The organism is Roseimaritima multifibrata (assembly GCF_007741495.1).
Classification (GTDB): Bacteria; Planctomycetota; Planctomycetia; order Pirellulales; family Pirellulaceae; genus Roseimaritima; species Roseimaritima multifibrata.
The window spans coordinates 2,473,379-2,489,550 of sequence record NZ_CP036262.1 but is presented as its reverse complement, the minus strand read 5'-3'; the positions used below and the strand labels follow the sequence as shown (position 1 = coordinate 2,489,550).

Here is a 16,172-nt window from a genome sequence, read left to right as displayed (position 1 = left end):
ATTTGCGGCGAGCTGTTTTTTATGGAATCTACTGAAACTCTCTGCTTCGCTGCCTCTAGATGGCAACCCTGCCGCCGCGTCGCCAATCGGCGACTCCTACTCGGACTCCGGTCGCCGGTTCAATTGCGATGCTATGGGCGGCCCCTTGGACGCTGGTGGTTGTGACCTTGTGCCCATAATCCGCCAGTGAATCTTTTAATTCGGCCAGCGATTCACCTGAACCGATTTCCAATCGCAATGCATCGGGCAGCCACTGGTGATGGAACCGAGACGCTGCGATCGCATCGGGAAGGCTGCGGTTATAGTTCAGACTCTGAACCAAGATACAGATCACCGTATTGATAATCGTCCTCCCGCCGGGGCTGCCCGTTACCAACACGTTTGCACCATCGCGGCGGACGATCGTTGGGGTCTGCGAGCTAAGCATCCTTTTCCCCGGAGCCATTTGGTTGGCCTTGCTGCCGATTTGCCCTCGGTCGTTTGTATAGCCGGGGACCCAATTGAAATCGCCCATTTCATTATTGAAGACAAACCCGGTCGCCGGATCCAATAGCCACGATCCCCAACTGGCTTCCAATGTGTACGTATTCGAAACAGCCATCCCGTCGCGATCGACAACGGAAAAATGGGTCGTTTGAGGACTTTCCGGCGGGCCATCGCTTAAAACCAGCGATCCCGCAATGTCGCGGCTGTCGGTCGCGCGGTCCAATGAAATACTGTCAGCCAACTCCTCGGCATAAGCGGTCGTCGAGAGGAAATCGGGAATCGACACGAAGTCGGGGTCTCCGAGATACGCTGCCCGTTCGCGAAACGCCCTCCGCATCGTTTCAGCGATCCGGTGAACATCGTCCCGGTTCCAGTCGGCCTGCCCCGACGGGGAATCCACCCCACCGGTTAAACCGATGTGCTCAAGCATCCGCAAAACCAACTGAACCGTGATCCCCCCCGACGACGGAGGCGGTGGCCCGTAGATTTCGTGCCCGGCGTACGCGGTCTGAATCGAAGCACGCTCGACCGCCCGATACGTTTTTAAATCCGCCGCGGTAATCCACCCTCCAACCTTGGAAAAGTACGCGGCCAGATGCCTAGAGGTTTCGCCAGTGTAAAATTCATCCGATCCCTCCGCCGCAATTCGCTCCAGTGTCTTCCCTAGCACCGGTTGCCTCAAAACATCTCCGATTTGCCAGGGTCGTCCCGCTGGATGCGCAAACGTATTGGTCAACGGTTGATGCCGTTCATTGCCCGATTTTTGAATCGACGCCAACACGCCATTCAGTGTCCTCGCCAACCAACCGTCCACGACACAGCCATGGTTCGCCAATTGAATGGCTGGCTGCACTAAACGGTCCCAAGTCAGTTTGCCAAACCGAGCATGTGCCAATCCCAAACCTCGAACGGTTCCTGGCACGCCCACCATTTTTGGATGCCGGCGATCACGCTGCTGTGCGAGACTGGTTGGCGTCACGATTGCGGGTGCCGTTTCCCGGTAATCGATACAGACAGGTGCTTCATTGACCGGCGACACCATCATGAAACCTCCGCCGCCGATGTTCCCGGCTTCCGGCCAGGTGACTGCCATCGCCAATGCGGTTGCCACGGCGGCATCGACGGCGTTGCCCCCCTCCTTAATGACCGTCATCCCGATGCTGCTGGCGATCGCCGAATTGCAGCTAACGGCGCCGCCGCGGGTGCGAGCCACGTCGACCGTGTGCGGGTAGAGCGTTTCGCCATGCAGATCGCCGCCACTCCAAGAGGCCAACGAGCCTGCTCCACCGACGGCGGTTGCAAAACGAAGAAGTTCACGGCGATTCAATGGAGGTGACATATGCCAAACATTCTTAAGCGAAAAACAGGATCGGGATCGTGTTAAAATTGTCGCGCCACAGCATCGTCAAATAAGTGATGAGTGTGGCAATCATTTCACCCTCCTTTTGAGACGTGCGATAAATAAGTTGATATTTTGACAGCAGCTGGCGCCTGCCAGATACCCGCGCGCCACGTCCCCTCGTCGGTTTACCCGACAGGAACGCAAGATTTCAAATTAGAGGTGGTTGCCCCCACGGTTTTCGCATCCAGTTCGGATTGCCGCTTTTAACGGCAATCCGAACTGGATGCGTTTTCCTGGAGCCCTGCGAACTAATTTCAAATCTTGGCTTCATGCCAGCAAGCTGGCATGGGGCCTTTTCTCCCTGCCACACTCACTACTTATTCACTACTCATTTATCACACGTCCCTCAAGAACTGTGAAGTCAACTTCTTCCTCGTGGCTTGTCAAACCGTCAACAGCCTATTGATCGAAGACGGTCCGGTTACCCTGCATGTGGCGATTTGTTATAGTCTACTCCTTGCTCAAACAAGTACTGCCGAATTCTCACCCGGAGGCCGTGTGTCGGTTTACCTGTCAAGGTAAATGGTTTCGCAACGATTGAATGCGTTTATTTGAACTGCTTCTATCGCTATGTTTGCTGGGTCAGATCGTTCCTGCCTACGCACAAGGTCCCTCTCTGACTTCCGATTCAGTTCTTGAATCCAGTCCCCTTCGATCGGCCCCTCGGCTTGCGTTTACCGAAACGGAATTGCCGAACGCCCCCGAAGGACACCTCAGCCTTTCTTGGAATTCGCTGACCGAAGGGACGCGTTACGAAGTGACCGACGACGAGGGTCAACGGATGTACCAAGGGGAAGTTCCGCTCGCCTTTATTTCGGGCCTGCCTGATGGAACCCATAAATTTTACCTAAAAGCCTACACGCCCGAAGGGCAACTTCTTGCCGAGGGTGCCGCACCAGCGATCGTACCGGTCAAACACTGGTCACTGACCATTGCGTTCTCGCTATTTGGGATTGGCCTGGTCGTTTTCGTGATCTTGATCGGAACGATCGTTCACGGAACGTTAATCACGCGTGGCGAAGAGAACCAACCGCTTGCTGAAAAGCCAAACCGAGGCACCAAGCAGGAGACTTCCGCGTGATTGCAGCCAGTCCGATTCTATCGCCAACTGCGGGATACACGATGCTGGCCATCTTTGGCCTGCTGTGGATTTTTCTGGGCATCTGGTGGGGGCGTCGAGCAAAGAACTACGACGGTTTCTCGGTTGCCGGACGCAATGTCGGCTTGGCGTTGGGCACCGCCACCGCCGTCGCCACCTGGATCACCTCCAATACGACGATGCTGGCTCCTGAATTCGCTCTCAAACTTGGTGTTTGGGGAGCCTTGGGATACGCGACCGCCAGCTTTGGTTTGTTTGCCTTTGCACCGATGAGTGGACGCATTCGCCAACTGATGCCGCATGGTTACACAGCCGTCGAATTCATCCGCCGCCGGTACGGCATGGTCGCCACCATTCCGTTCCTGTCGATCTCCCTTTTCTACGCCGTCATCTGGTTGATCACGATGGGGATGGCCGGAGGAAAACTACTGGAGGTTTTGGCCGGCATACCTTACGAGGTCGGCATCACGGTGGTCCTGTTGGTCTGCGTGATCTACACGCTATTCGGCGGGATGTACGCGGTCATCGGAACCGATTTCATCCAAAGCCTAATCATCCTGATCGGACTGGTCGTGGTGGCGATCGCGGTTCTGTCTCAGGTCGATATCACTCAAGTCCACGGCAAACTAACGGCCGACCGACCGATGCTGCTATCGGTTCTCTTTCCAGCAGCCCTGATGGCACTTTTCAATAACATGCTGTTTGGCTTTGGTGAAATTTTTCACAGCAACGTCTGGTGGAGCCGCGCATTTTCGATGCGAGAGGGCGTCGGCCCCAAGGCATACGCTTTGGGCGGTTTGTTATGGTTGCCAATTCCAATCGTCGCCGGCTTCCTAGGGCTGGCGGCCCCCGCGCTGGGTATTGGAATCAGTCAACCCGATACAGTCGGTCCGTTGGTCGCCGCAACGCTGCTTGGAACGGGCGGAGCCCTGTTGGTTTTTGTCGTCGTGTTCTGTTCGCTTGCCTCAAGCATCGACAGTCTTTTAGCAGCGACGTCGGATCTGTTGGTTAACGATATCCTGGAACCGCTGGCGGGCCGCCCCGTGGGAGAAAGAAGGAAGCGAAGCTGGTCATCGCTTAGCATTGTTGGACTGGGGGCACTGGCCTGGGTTGTCGCATTCCGCAACCAAGGAGGTTCGCTGGCAGGAGTCCTATTTCTTGCTGGCCCGATGGTCGGTAGTTGCATCTGGCCGATCGTCGGAGGGTTATACTATCGACGTCCCGGCCCGCTCGCGGCCGCGATGGCAATGCTACTAGGGAGCGTTGCTGGATTGTTGGCCTATCACTACATCGGTTGGTTTGTCGGTTCGCTGGTTGGAGCAACGGTTTCTGGCATCGTTTTTGCAGCAGGTTGCTGGCTTGCCCCTTATGATTTTGAATTTGCTCGTCTGTCGGAACGGCCCGCGGAACCGTCGTCTGAACCCCCTGCGGAAGATTTTGCTCCCGCTTCCGCATCTGCCACCCCCTCAGGAGAACATTGATGTTTCCTCTGTGGCTATTGCAAGTCCTGGTCATTGGCGGACTGACCCTTTGCTGTGTCGGCATCGTGCTGCTGATTATTTTCCTGGTAATCGATTCCAAAGATAGGCAGATTTGGTAAGTCCATGAATAAACTGACGAAACATCAAGTCTCGCAAGCCCTCTCGCCGGCGGCGTCCAATTCCAAAGGATTACGGATTTCGCCGGAAGACTTGCTGGCCAGAACCAACGGGCGGGTCGATCTTGAAGCCCTCGGTCAACTGGCGGGGCAATCGATTATCAATCCACGGCAATTTGATCGCCGCACCGTCAACGCGATCGCTCAAATGGCCGCCGTTTTGGAAATGCGGAATGTCGAAATCGACAAACCGCTTGACGGCAAGATCGCGATCACCGCGTTCTTCGAACCGAGCACGCGAACGCGACTGTCCTTCGAAAGTGCCGTGCAACGCTTGGACGGGAAAGTTCTCTCGGTCCCGGATGGTCAAGTGACCGGAATCGCCAAAGGAGAATCGCTGGCCGACATCGGCGAGATGTTCAACACGTATGGGGATGTGGTCATCATGCGGCACCCCGACACCAACAGCATGGAAGAGATCCGCCGCAACCTTCAGCGGCCATTGATCAATGCAGGCAACGGTTCGGGCCATCATCCGACTCAAGCGTTGATCGATTGGTACGCACTGCTGAAATGGCGTCCGGAACTGGCTACGGAACACTGCCCGCCGGAGCGTCGCATCCACCTTGGAATCATCGGCACGCCCGGTTCGATGCGAGCCGTCAAAAGCTTCCTGCGTATTTCTTTGATGTTCCCCGGCGCCGTCAGCAAAATCACGATCATTTCGGAAATGGCTGATCCGGTTGGACTGGACTTGACCGAACCGATTGAACAGTCAGTGATCCCGATCACGATCACCAATGATGTCCAAAAAGTCCTTCCCGATCTGGACGTCCTGTACGTCAATTCGATCGCCTTTCTGGGAGACAGTTACCGGAACCTGGACGCTCGCTACAAATTGGACCGCAACAGCAAACTGAAACCGGGAGCCGTGATCATGCATCCCCTGGCTCGCAACCAGGAACTGTCGGAAGACCTCGACGAAACCGAACATAACCTCTACTTCGCCCAGGCTGCTGGAGCAGTCTTTGTGCGGCAAGCGATTCTGACGGCGGTCCTCGATCGCCTGGATCGCATCAACGGGATATAAGAAAATCTATGTGTGGAATCACAGGGTTCTGGAACCCTCATCGAACAAACGAGCGCGACCTCCGATTTACTCTGGACGGGATGCTGGATGTCCTGGATCACCGCGGTCCCGATGACCGTGGCAGTCGTTTCTATGCGGACAAAGGACTGGCGCTGGGACATACGCGGCTGTCGATTGTTGGCCTGGACCACGGGCATCAACCGATCGCGTCCAAGACGGGCGACTATGCCGTCACGGTCAATGGCGAACTGTACGGCTACAAACGCATTCGGACGCAACTTGCCTGCGAATCGCTGGAGTGCGACGGCAAGAGCGACAGCGCGATCTCGCTACCGCTGTACCTAAAACATGGCCTGAAGTTTGTCGATCACCTGCGTGGTGAATTCGCGATCGTTCTGTACGACCAAAAAGAAAACCGCCTGATCCTGGTACGCGATCGGTTTGGAGTCAAACCGTTGTACTATGCGGTTAATGAACGAGGCGTCGTATGGGGGAGCGAGGTTAAATCGATCCTCAAACACCCCGACGTACCTGTCAAACTTTGCCCCCAGGCGGCTGTGCATCAAATGATGCAGGTCATGGTCCCTGGATCGACGGCATTCGAAGGGGTCCAAGCCCTTCAGCCAGGACATATGCTGATTGTTCAAATGCAATCCGGACGCCTGGAAACCCGTACTCAACGTTGGTGGGATTTTACTTTCCCAACCTCTCACGAATCGCATCCCGACCCAACCGAATATGTTCAAGGCGTTCAGGATCGCTTGATCGATGCGGTCGCGACGCGTCTGGAGGCAGACGTTCCGGTCGGTTGCTACCTTTCAGGAGGAATCGATAGCTGTTCGATCCTAGGTTTGGCAACGACGCTTCAGCAGTCACCGATCAAAGCCTTTACGATCGCTTTTGATAGTGACGCCTACGATGAATCAAGCATCGCTAAACGGATGGCCGAACGGACGGGCGCCGAACAAGAATTGCTCCGCTTGACCGAAAAGGAGCTTTATGGCCCAGCGTTTGAGCGGGCGACGTGGCACGCCGAACGTACGTTTTACAACACGCTGGCAGTTGCCAAATGGCACATGAGCCGGCGAGTCCGAGCCTGTAATTACAAGGCGGTGATCACCGGCGAGGGATCGGACGAACTGTTTGGTGGGTACCCGTTCTTCAAACGTGACTGGTTAGGCCGCGAAGGGGAGGGAGGCATTTTCGCCGGGGCAATCCTCGCCGAAGAAGATCTCCATCACGATGCATGGCAGGACCTCTGCGGGTTCACCCCTTCATGGATGCAGCCCTGGATGCTGGTCCTTGATCGCGTCAAGCCGCTTTGGTCCGATTCCATTCGGGACATGCTGCAAACCTACGACCCAGTCGCCGAAGTCGCCGCAGCGATCGACAGTGAACAGGTCCGTGGCCGCCACGCATTGGATGTTTCGCAGTACACGTGGAGCAAAACCATGCTGGAAGGTCAGATCCTCACCTGGGGCGGCGATCGCATGGACATGGCCAACAGCATGGAGGCCCGTCCCGCCTTCCTAGACCATCACCTTGCCGAGTACGCAACCACGATCCCGCCGGAAATCCGGATTCGCAACGGAGTCGAAAAATGGGTCCTCCGCGAAGCGATGGTGAACGTCTTGCCGCGCGAATTATACGAGCGAGAGAAATTTGCTTTTATGGCGCCGCCTGCACACACCGATCCGGTCAAACGGAATGCCGTGCAAGAAATGATCGATCACTGGATTACTCCAGAAAGGGTCCAGGCTGTCGGATTATTCGATTACGATTCGATAACCAAATTCATCGCCGATGCATGGCACGAACAAGACACCACGCTTGCTCGCCGCAACGACATCATCATCAACCACACTCTGCAATTGCACATGCTGCATGGTCAGTACGTCGAAGAGATGCCACTGCCGGCGGTCGACTAGGGCTAGAGCGGTGAAGAGATGCAAGTGCCGCCATTCGCTCGGGACGTGCGATAAATAAGTTGCGAATGTGGCAGGGAGGAAAGGCCTCATACCAGCTTGCCTGGCAGAAAGCCAAGATTTGAAATTTGATTGATAGAGTTCCGTTTCCGGGCTTGCCCCGGCGGGCTCACAACTGACAGCTACTCTCTTGTACCATCGAAATGCGGTTCCCAAAGGACGTTCTTTCACCGGGGACATGAAATCTATAAATGAAGGGTTTGCAGCCGTTGACGAGTCGACATGGTGCCGATTGAACACGTAGCCCGGAGGGCGGCAGATACTTGCCGGCGGTGCGAGCCGCCGGAGTGGGTATCGCGAAAAGGAAAGCCCAGCGGGCGACAGAACCATCCTTATCTGTCGCCCGCTGGGCTTTCATACGCACGCACGCCAGGTTTCCGTTGACTTACGCCAACTGCAAGTATCTGCCGCCCGCTGAGCTAAAAGCACTGCGTTCAGACTCGGATGGGCAGGGTTGAAATCGTCACCAATCGATTTCAGGTCCCCCGCGAAAGTAGCTTTAAGGGAGCGTTCTTTCGCGGAACGAAAGGCGACAAACACTAACAACATTGGGATCCGATTGAAGGCTTGTTCGTTACTCTCTTACGCTGAAATAAATTTATGCAGGTCAACATAGAACGAATCAAACAAGACATCCTGGCGCTCGCAGAAATCGGACGCAACCAAGCGGACCGTGGCATCTACCGAATGGCTTTCACCGATGCCGACATGGAAGGCAAACGGTGGCTGCAGGACCAGATCGCTGCCGCCGACCTGCCCTGCAACGTGGACGGCGCCGCCAACGTTTCGGCCACTTTAGACGGGATATCCGACGGGCCCCGAATGATTGTCGGTTCCCATATCGACACCGTCCCCTGTGCAGGGGCTCTGGACGGCACGCTTGGCGTGGTTGTTGGGCTGGAATGCCTGCGAAGCATGCGTGAAAACGGCATTCAGCCCGAACAAACCATTGAACTGATTGCCTTCAGTGATGAGGAAGGCCGCTTTGGGGGAATGTTCGGTTCGCATTCGATCTGTGGACTGATCACGCCCGACAAACTTGCCACCATGAAAGATCTGGATGGCATCCTGCTGCAAGAAGAAATGGAGCGTCAAGGATTCGATCCATTAAAAGCCCTCGATGCGGCTCGTGAACCGGAATCGATCGCAGCCTATGCGGAACTCCACATCGAACAGGGCCCGGTCCTCGACCGCATGAACAAATCGGTGGGGATCGTCGATGAAATCACCGGGCTGTTCACGTGGTCGGTCTGGCTTCGTGGCGAAGCGAACCATGCCGGAACGACTCCGATGGACATGCGAAACGATGCCTTCATGGGGCTTGCCGATTTTGCTCACGAGATCCCGCGTATCCTCGAGGAAAACGGCAGCGACCGAAGCCGAGCCACTATCGGAAAGGCTCAAATCCTGCCAGGAGCCGCGAACACGGTGCCGGGATTAGTCGAATTTTCGCTGGACTGCCGCGATACGTCGGAAGAGAAACTGGATGAACTGGCGACGGCATTTCGCAAAGCGCTTTCAGCGATCGCACGACGACGAAGCCTGATGTTTGAATTCGAACAGAAGAGCTATTTGCATCCGGTTCAGTGCAGCCTGCCACTGGTCGAAAAATTCTGCAAACACGCGACCGCGTTGGGGCTGGATTACCATCGCATGCACAGTGGAGCGGCTCACGATGCGCAGATCATGGGCCGGATGGTCCCGACGGGAATGATTTTCGTGCCCAGCAAAGGGGGGCAAAGTCATTCGCCGGCGGAATGGACCGCTTGGTCGGATATCGAAGCGGGAGCCAATCTGATGCTGCAAACCTTGCAGGACTTCGGTTAAACGTCGTTTAAGACTAGAATTCTCATCGGTCGGAAAATCGCAGCACGCGATCGGTTCCGCGACCTTTCTCTCCAGCTTCCTCATTGATTCCCTTTGACTCCTATGCCGCAATCGTCCGAGGAACATATCGATCCGCTTCGGGATGCCTACTTCGATTCATTTGTCGATACCCCAGAACACCGCGAATTCATGCTGGCCGGGCGGACCGCGCTTCTGTGCATCGACCTGCAATACCTGGACGCGAAACCTGGATTTGGAGTTTTCAGCCCCGATCAATCGAGCGGCATCGAACCGGAAGCCCAAGAGTTTTACTTCGGTCGCCTGGAATCGACGGTCTTGCCTAATGTCAAACGTCTGCAGGATGCTTTCCGAAGCCACAACCTTGAAGTCATCCACACCCGCATCCAATCCTTGACGCGTGACGGACGCGATCGCGGCAAAGGGCATAAGCGTTTGGATCTGCTGGCCGCCCCGGGATCGAAAGAAGCCGAATTCTTGGAAGAGATCGCTCCCGATGTCGATCGCGATGAAATTGTGATCAATAAAACGGCCAGTGGCGTTTTTTCGTCAACCAACATCCACTACGTTTTGAAAAACCTAGGAATCGAATCGCTTTTTGTCGTCGGCGTTTACACAAACGAATGCGTTGAAACGACTGTCCGCGATGCCTGCGACCTTGGCTACTTGGTCACAGTCGTTGAAGACTGCTGCACCACCGTCACCCCTGAACTGCATGAAGCCTCGCTGGCGACGCTGCGAGACCGATACGCCCGCGTTATCAAAACAACCGAAGCGCTCGCTGCGGTCCATCAGAACAAAGCTCCATCCGCATGACCGTTTCGGCTAACTGGTACGACTACCCTCAATATTTCGATCTCGTCTTTCGCGACGAAAACGACGACGAAGTGGCGTTCTTCAAAAAGGCTTTTGAAGAACATTCCAAGATTCCGGTGAAACGTTTGTTCGAACCGGGCTGCGGCGGAGGTCGATTGATCGTCGACATGGCAGCCGAAGGGTACGAGATGACCGGGCTGGATATCAGCAAACCGTCGCTGCAGTACCTTAAAAAACGGCTCAAACGGCGAGGCCTGTCGGCGGAACTGATTCACGGAGACATGACCTCTTTTCAGCTTGAGGAACCTGTCGACGCGGCGTTCTGTACGTTTAATACGTTTCGGCACCTTCTGACCGAGGAGGAGGCCGTTAAACATCTGTTTTCCGTCGCCTCGGCCATCCGCCCCGGCGGCCTATACATTCTGGGATTCCACATCATCCCCTTGGATGCCGACGAAGAGTGCACCGAGCGATGGAAAGCCAAACACTCCAGCACGGTCGTCAGCGTCACCCTAACGGTTCGCAATTTTAACCGCGAAGCGAGACGGGAATCGATGCGAGCCACCCTGACCGCAAAACGACATGCGAAAAAGGATGGAGTCAGCAAAGTCGTCAAAACCATCCGCTGCCAAACCGATTTTGACCTGCGTCTGTACACCGTCCCGCAAGTCGAAGCGATGCTGGCCAAAGTGGAGTTGTTCGAAATCGCCGAGATCTACGATTTCGACTATGACATCGAAACGCCACGAGACTTAGACGACGACCTAACCGACGCATTGTTCGTACTGCGCAGGGTCTAGAGGCCCCAAGACCGCAAAAGTCGCGAAGCGACGACATGTGATAGCCTGGGACGCAAAAGTCGCGAAGCGACGACATGCGAAAGCCTGGGACGCAAGTCCCAGGAACACGCAGCCCCAAGACCGCAAAAGTCGCGAAGCGACGGCATGCGATAGCCTGGGACGCAAGTCCCAGGAACACGCAGCCCAAGACCGCAAAAGTCGCGAAGCGACGACATGTGATAGCCTGGGACGCAAGTCCCAGGAACACGCCCCCCAAGACCGCAAAAGTCGCGAAGCGACGGCATGACCATAAACGGCAAATCCGCGTCACCGCAATTGATTGCCCGGGAGCTTCATTCATGTCGTCGCTTCGCGACTGAACGGGGAGCTTTGGTTGTTAACCTGGGACTTGCGTCCCAGGCTATCACATGCCATCGCTTCGCGATTGAAACGCACGAGACCCGCGTCCCCGGCTATCGCATGTCATCGCTCGCGATTGAAACGGACGACACTCGCGTCCCCGGCTATCGCATGTCATCGCTCGCGATTGAAACGGACGACTCGCGTCCCCGGCTATCGCATGTCATCGCTCGCGATTGAAACGGACAAGACTCGCGTCCCCGGCTATCACATGCCATCGCTTCGCGATTGAAACGGACGAGACTTGCGTCCCAGGCTATCGCTTCGCGATTGAAACGGACAGGAACCGCCCCAACGGTGTTATTCGCCGGCGGGCGGGTCGAAATTGAATTCTTGCCATTTGACCGCTTTGTCCATCGGCTCGATTCGCATCACGAGAACCCCGTTTTGATACAAACGAACGGTCCCTGTGGATTGGCTGACGACGACCGAAATGGCCTTGGTCTTGCGGGTGATCGCGGCTCCCGCCCAGTGCCTAGCTCCTAAGCCTTTGGACATTTGAAGGTCTTCGTGCGAAACCTCCAACATCTGTCGACTGCGTTCGATATACCCATCCGGGGTAATGATAAAAGCTCCGTCCAGCTGCGAAATTTCTTTCGCATCTTCGCTGACTCGAGCGTCCATCAGATTGCGATGTTTTTTGTTGTAGCCACGAAACGGGTCCGCGCCACTGTCTTTGGTGTGCTCTAAGACGCGGCGAGTGTCGCCCACAACAAAGAGTGCTCCGACCGCTTTGCCTTCACGTCCTTCACGTCCGATCTGGACCGCCAAATCGACGACCGCCTTCAGCGTGTTTAGCGGGACGCTACTTTCCAGACGCTGCAGGTCGCGAACGCTCAGACGCCGCATCCGTTCGTCCAACTGCATATGGCTGATCGAATCGAATCGGCCCTGCTGGAATCCGCTATAGAGCGTGATGACTTCGCCGTTGGGCCGGATCAGTTCGTCGGCGGCCGCTTCCAACAAAGCATGCTGCAGGCGTTCTAAGAGTGGTGCTTTCTCTTTGTTCAGCGCCAGCGGTAGCAGCCCAACTTCGGCGGCTCCCTCCAGGTCTTCTTCACGGTCAGCCGCGACGATTGTCGAGATTTTCTCGTTACACAACTGGCTAAGTTTTTTCCAGTCGGTGGTGCCATCCAACAAAATCAAAATCGCGCCAGCCCCCAACGCCTCTGCCGTCCGAACCGCCATGCGGACCATCTCAGCATTGTGTTTCGTTAGCCGTTGCGATGCCATTTGCAGCTTAGAGTGAGAAGGAATAGCGGAAGTTTCCGCTGAAATTTACCTCTCTTTTCCAAACCCGGCAATTATACATTCCACCTTATTTCGGGATTTCCGAAAATTTGCCCGATTAGTGGCGGTGTTGGTTGCTTCGATGGTGCCCACGAGCAACCGCCGCTTGCGTCCACGGCGATCCTGCATCGTAGAGACGCTGATGATACAACGACAAGGACCTGAGTGCGTGCCCTTTAGGACCAACAGACCAGTCCTTTGCCCGGTATCGGTACATCGAATTGGCAAGGAAGTTGACCGCACGCAACATCCGAGGATCTTGCAATTGTTCATCGCTGGAAACACCGATCAACCACTCCACGATGTGCCCGGTCGTCTGCACCTTGCGATCCACGTCCGACCGATCACCACGTCCTTCAAACCATTCGGTGCTCATCGATCCATCGGGATTCTGAAGCTTCCAAGCGTAGTCGACGAAGTCGGCGATGAACTGGTCTGCGCGAGCCCACTGCCCGGTCATTTCTCGCCCCTGTTCCCGGCGAATCCGCAGTGCATGACTTAGCCCCATCAAACGGTGAGTCCCGCCACAGGCCGCCCCAATAACCTGCTGATCAAGCTCTTCGCGTATCAGTCGCTCAAAATCCCACTTCTCACCATCGTCTGATACCCACTGCGCGTCCGTGTCCATGTAGTGAGCCAAACCGATCAGAGTGAACGTCAGTTCGGCGCCACTACGACAGGCTCGCTGTTCATGTTCAATCAATTCAGCGACCGAGAACTCATGCCCTTCGGCGTGCAAAGGATACGATTCGGGGACTCCGACCAAACCTAAAACGGCCAACATCTGAGCCTGATGCCCCTGCAGGCCAACCCCTTGCTTGGGTGCAATCCCGTGCCGGTCGACGGTGAACATTCGCTGGCCACGACAAATGTTGTTACCTGCCATCCAAGCGATCGCGTTGAAACGCTTGCGGCCGGAAACCACCTGGGTGTCGATCCCAAAGGCCATGATCGAGTGCATCATCCCCCACGAACTACGTTTCGAAGCGATCTCGGGGCGTTGGAAGTAGTACGTCAGGGTCGTTTCGATCGGTTGACGCAGTCGCTGTGCCGCTGCACCAACGACGATCGGTTTTGGCTGTGGTCGCTCCACTTTAGCGTTTTGTTTTCCGTCGAACGAATCCGCTGCCAATTCTTCAACCTGTGACTCCTCGCCCGCCTCTCGCTCCATGTCCCCGATGTAGACACCCATCGGCAGTTCATTGTCCCCATAGGTCTCCGGTTCGAAATCGGAACCTTCGTTGTCCTCAGCCAAAACAGGACGACGTACGGGCAAGGCGTTTTCGACAGGTTCCAATGCAATTTGCACTTTAGGTTCCACGACCACTTTGCGATTCCCGGCCGCTTCCAGTTCCCCATTCGAACGGTTGGCGGTCGTCGCTTCCGGACCTGTGAGCACTGTTTCGGAATTTTGACGAGGCGCCGCTAAGCTCATGTCCAGCGAATGACTTTTCGTCGATTCATTCGCGGGCGTCGCTTCCGCAGCTTCGTCGTCGATCGTCAGATCATCCTTCGATTCACTCGGTCGCTCGGGAGCGGAAAGCGGTACCGGCTTAAGCCCTGCCAACGGTGACCGATGTGTGCGAACATCCGGGAATGCCATATCGGGTGCCGAGACATCCGGCATCACAACTTCCGGAACGGAAACTTTGGGAACCGAGGTATCTGGCAATGAGGGCGGATCGCGCAGTGGCGACCGCTGGTTGACGTGATCCCTTGCGACCCAGCCGTCGACCTGACTGGCTGCAGGTGCGGTCTTTGCCGACGAACGGCCGGTGGTGATTGGGCTTTCGGGTAAGCGAGCGACACGTTCGGCAGGCTGGCTTGCAGGCTTGGCAGCGACCGCTTTTGGTGCTGCCGTTTCAGTGGTTTTGACAGGGTCGGCAGCTAGCACAGCAGCCTTCCGAGTCCCCGTTACCGGTTTCCCACTGCTCGGCTCCAGCAGCACAGGAACTTGACTTGCGACCCGCAGCGGGGAATCAGCAACTGCAGTGGACGTCCAGGTGACTCCTACTAATGCTGATGCCAGGAGAAAACGTTTTGACAGCAAAGAAAACCGGGGTCGAGGAAGCGGCATTGAGCTCTTTCTTGGCCAGGCAGGAGCAATTTCGGAATACGCACGAACTGCGCAAGGGATACACAGTGCTTTATCGGAAGCGGGTCGGCTGAAGTTCAACCACCTCCTCAAATACCCCCGGCAAAACCGGTAGGCACCCGTGCAACTTCCACCAAACTTCCTCGCTGTCGCATCTGCCCCATGTTTCCATCCGGGGAATTATCAAGCGGCGTTAGCCTGACGTTTACTAAAAATCCGATCGATTTCCGCTTGAACATCTTCCACCGAGATGGCTCGCATTGCAGTGTTCGCGGCACTGCGGCGTTCGCGACGTGTCCCATCGTGAAAAGTACGCTGGACCGCCCGGTGTGGTGGTCCATAGGGGCCCGAATCGATTGCTCTGGTCGAACCATGCAGTCCGATGGTCTGCGTCCCCATCGCGACGGCCATGTGCATCGGCCCGCTATCGGCACTGATCATCATATCGGCCGCTCCCAGCAAGGCAGCCAAATGAAGCAGATCCGTATCGGGGGCAAGCGTGGCACTTCCACCCGACATTTCGATCACCTCCTCGGCCAAAGCCCGTTCTTTGGCGTTGCCCCAGATGACGACCGATTTTGCTTGATACTGCGTTTCCAAATAGGACGCGACCGCACCAAATCGATCCATTTCCCACAATTTCGAATCCCAGGAGGCTCCTGGATTCAGGATCACCAACCGCTGTGGATTTTGTCGCCGCCATGTCTTGGCCCAGGCCCTCGCTTCGGCCGGAACGGGCAACTGCCAACGAATCCGCGACTGTTTGATAGCAAGCGGTCCCAGCAAGCCCAAAGATCGGTCGGTCAAATGTGGTTTGGTCGTTTTGACCAGCACGTTATTCAGCCACTGGCTCAGTTCGGCCCCATGATAACCGCGATGGCCAATGCGGCGTTTGGCGCCACTCAAATGGCAGGCGAGTGCCGACTTGGTATTTCCCTGACAATCGATTGCGGTATCGACCTGAAGCGCCCGCAATCGCTGACGAGCATCCCAGATTCCTTTTGGAGACGTAAACCATCCCCGTTCAAGCTCGATCACGGCATCCAGGAATTCGTGTCCGCGAACCATCGCCGCGGACTTGCGTTCCACCACCCAGGCCAGGAAGGCGTCTGGATAGGCATCCCGAAGCGCACCGGCGACGGGCAGGGTCAAAATAGTATCCCCAATCGCACTCATACGAGAAATCAGGATTCGATTGGAGGATTCTTCAGGACGGGGGGAAATAGTCAATTGTTTGATAGCAGGCGTTTTTTTGGCAGCAGACATGC

The 16,172-nt window shown here is 55.9% G+C and carries 12 protein-coding genes; 8 read left to right on the top strand and 4 right to left on the bottom strand.

The genetic code is table 11. The features are described 5' to 3' along the window. Positions 1-55: 55 nt before the first annotated feature. Positions 56-1,825, bottom strand: coding sequence for a gamma-glutamyltransferase (gene ggt, locus FF011L_RS09060; protein WP_145351345.1), 1,770 nt, complete (start codon positions 1,823-1,825; stop codon positions 56-58). Between the two features lie 604 nt (positions 1,826-2,429). Here ggt and FF011L_RS09055 point away from each other — a divergent pair. The 8 genes from FF011L_RS09055 to FF011L_RS09020 all read left to right on the top strand — a co-directional run bounded on the left by FF011L_RS09055 (position 2,430) and on the right by FF011L_RS09020 (position 11,751). Beyond that, the gene (locus FF011L_RS09055; protein ID WP_145351343.1) at positions 2,430-2,969 is read left to right on the top strand and encodes a hypothetical protein; all 540 of its coding nucleotides are present in this window, start codon (positions 2,430-2,432) and stop codon (positions 2,967-2,969) included. A 41-nt stretch (positions 2,970-3,010) separates the two neighbouring features. Further along, the gene (locus FF011L_RS09050) at positions 3,011-4,468 is read left to right on the top strand and encodes a sodium:solute symporter family protein (protein ID WP_145355155.1); all 1,458 of its coding nucleotides are present in this window, start codon (positions 3,011-3,013) and stop codon (positions 4,466-4,468) included. 123 nt (positions 4,469-4,591) lie between these two features. Next, entirely contained in the window at positions 4,592-5,674 is a 1,083-nt protein-coding gene (locus FF011L_RS09045; protein WP_145351341.1) for an aspartate/ornithine carbamoyltransferase family protein, read from the top strand. A gap of 8 nt (positions 5,675-5,682) precedes the next feature. Then, positions 5,683-7,602, top strand: a complete 1,920-nt coding sequence (gene asnB / locus FF011L_RS09040; protein WP_145351339.1) for an asparagine synthase (glutamine-hydrolyzing) — start codon at positions 5,683-5,685, stop codon at positions 7,600-7,602. A 657-nt stretch (positions 7,603-8,259) separates the two neighbouring features. Further along, positions 8,260-9,486, top strand: a complete 1,227-nt coding sequence (locus FF011L_RS09035; protein ID WP_145351337.1) for a Zn-dependent hydrolase — start codon at positions 8,260-8,262, stop codon at positions 9,484-9,486. A 102-nt stretch (positions 9,487-9,588) separates the two neighbouring features. Then, positions 9,589-10,320: a cysteine hydrolase family protein gene (locus FF011L_RS09030; protein WP_145351335.1), complete on the top strand. Its 732-nt coding sequence runs from the start codon at positions 9,589-9,591 to the stop codon at positions 10,318-10,320. After that, positions 10,317-11,120, top strand: a complete 804-nt coding sequence (locus tag FF011L_RS09025; RefSeq protein ID WP_145351333.1) for a class I SAM-dependent methyltransferase — start codon at positions 10,317-10,319, stop codon at positions 11,118-11,120. The genes FF011L_RS09030 and FF011L_RS09025 overlap by 4 nt, the downstream gene beginning before the upstream one ends. 424 nt (positions 11,121-11,544) lie before the next feature. Further along, positions 11,545-11,751, top strand: coding sequence for a hypothetical protein (locus tag FF011L_RS09020; RefSeq protein ID WP_145351331.1), 207 nt, complete (start codon positions 11,545-11,547; stop codon positions 11,749-11,751). 68 nt (positions 11,752-11,819) lie between these two features. Here the strand turns inward: FF011L_RS09020 and FF011L_RS09015 are convergent, their stop codons facing one another. The 3 genes from FF011L_RS09015 to FF011L_RS09005 all read right to left on the bottom strand — a co-directional run bounded on the left by FF011L_RS09015 (position 11,820) and on the right by FF011L_RS09005 (position 16,170). Then, entirely contained in the window at positions 11,820-12,752 is a 933-nt protein-coding gene (locus tag FF011L_RS09015) for a DNA integrity scanning protein DisA nucleotide-binding domain protein (RefSeq protein WP_145351329.1), read from the bottom strand. A gap of 115 nt (positions 12,753-12,867) precedes the next feature. Further along, positions 12,868-14,886, bottom strand: coding sequence for a hypothetical protein (locus tag FF011L_RS09010; RefSeq protein ID WP_145351327.1), 2,019 nt, complete (start codon positions 14,884-14,886; stop codon positions 12,868-12,870). Positions 14,887-15,087: 201 nt separating this feature from the next. After that, on the bottom strand, positions 15,088-16,170 hold the full coding sequence (locus FF011L_RS09005) for a glycosyltransferase family 9 protein (protein ID WP_246109829.1): 1,083 nt from the start codon (positions 16,168-16,170) through the stop codon (positions 15,088-15,090). Between the last annotated feature and the right edge of the window lie 2 nt (positions 16,171-16,172).

Bases quoted from the DNA above. Each gene is read 5' to 3' on its own strand.
- FF011L_RS09015 (WP_145351329.1), bottom strand. From the start codon at position 12,752: ATGGCATCGCAACGGCTAACGAAACACAATGCTGAGATGGTCCGCATG.
- FF011L_RS09055 (WP_145351343.1), top strand. From the start codon at position 2,430: ATGCGTTTATTTGAACTGCTTCTATCGCTATGTTTGCTGGGTCAGATC.
- FF011L_RS09025 (WP_145351333.1), top strand. From the start codon at position 10,317: ATGACCGTTTCGGCTAACTGGTACGACTACCCTCAATATTTCGATCTC.
- FF011L_RS09045 (WP_145351341.1), top strand. From the start codon at position 4,592: ATGAATAAACTGACGAAACATCAAGTCTCGCAAGCCCTCTCGCCGGCG.
- FF011L_RS09005 (WP_246109829.1), bottom strand. From the start codon at position 16,170: ATGTCTGCTGCCAAAAAAACGCCTGCTATCAAACAATTGACTATTTCC.
- ggt (WP_145351345.1), bottom strand. From the start codon at position 1,825: ATGTCACCTCCATTGAATCGCCGTGAACTTCTTCGTTTTGCAACCGCC.
- asnB (WP_145351339.1), top strand. From the start codon at position 5,683: ATGTGTGGAATCACAGGGTTCTGGAACCCTCATCGAACAAACGAGCGC.
- FF011L_RS09050 (WP_145355155.1), top strand. From the start codon at position 3,011: ATGCTGGCCATCTTTGGCCTGCTGTGGATTTTTCTGGGCATCTGGTGG.
- FF011L_RS09035 (WP_145351337.1), top strand. From the start codon at position 8,260: ATGCAGGTCAACATAGAACGAATCAAACAAGACATCCTGGCGCTCGCA.
- FF011L_RS09030 (WP_145351335.1), top strand. From the start codon at position 9,589: ATGCCGCAATCGTCCGAGGAACATATCGATCCGCTTCGGGATGCCTAC.
- FF011L_RS09010 (WP_145351327.1), bottom strand. From the start codon at position 14,886: ATGCCGCTTCCTCGACCCCGGTTTTCTTTGCTGTCAAAACGTTTTCTC.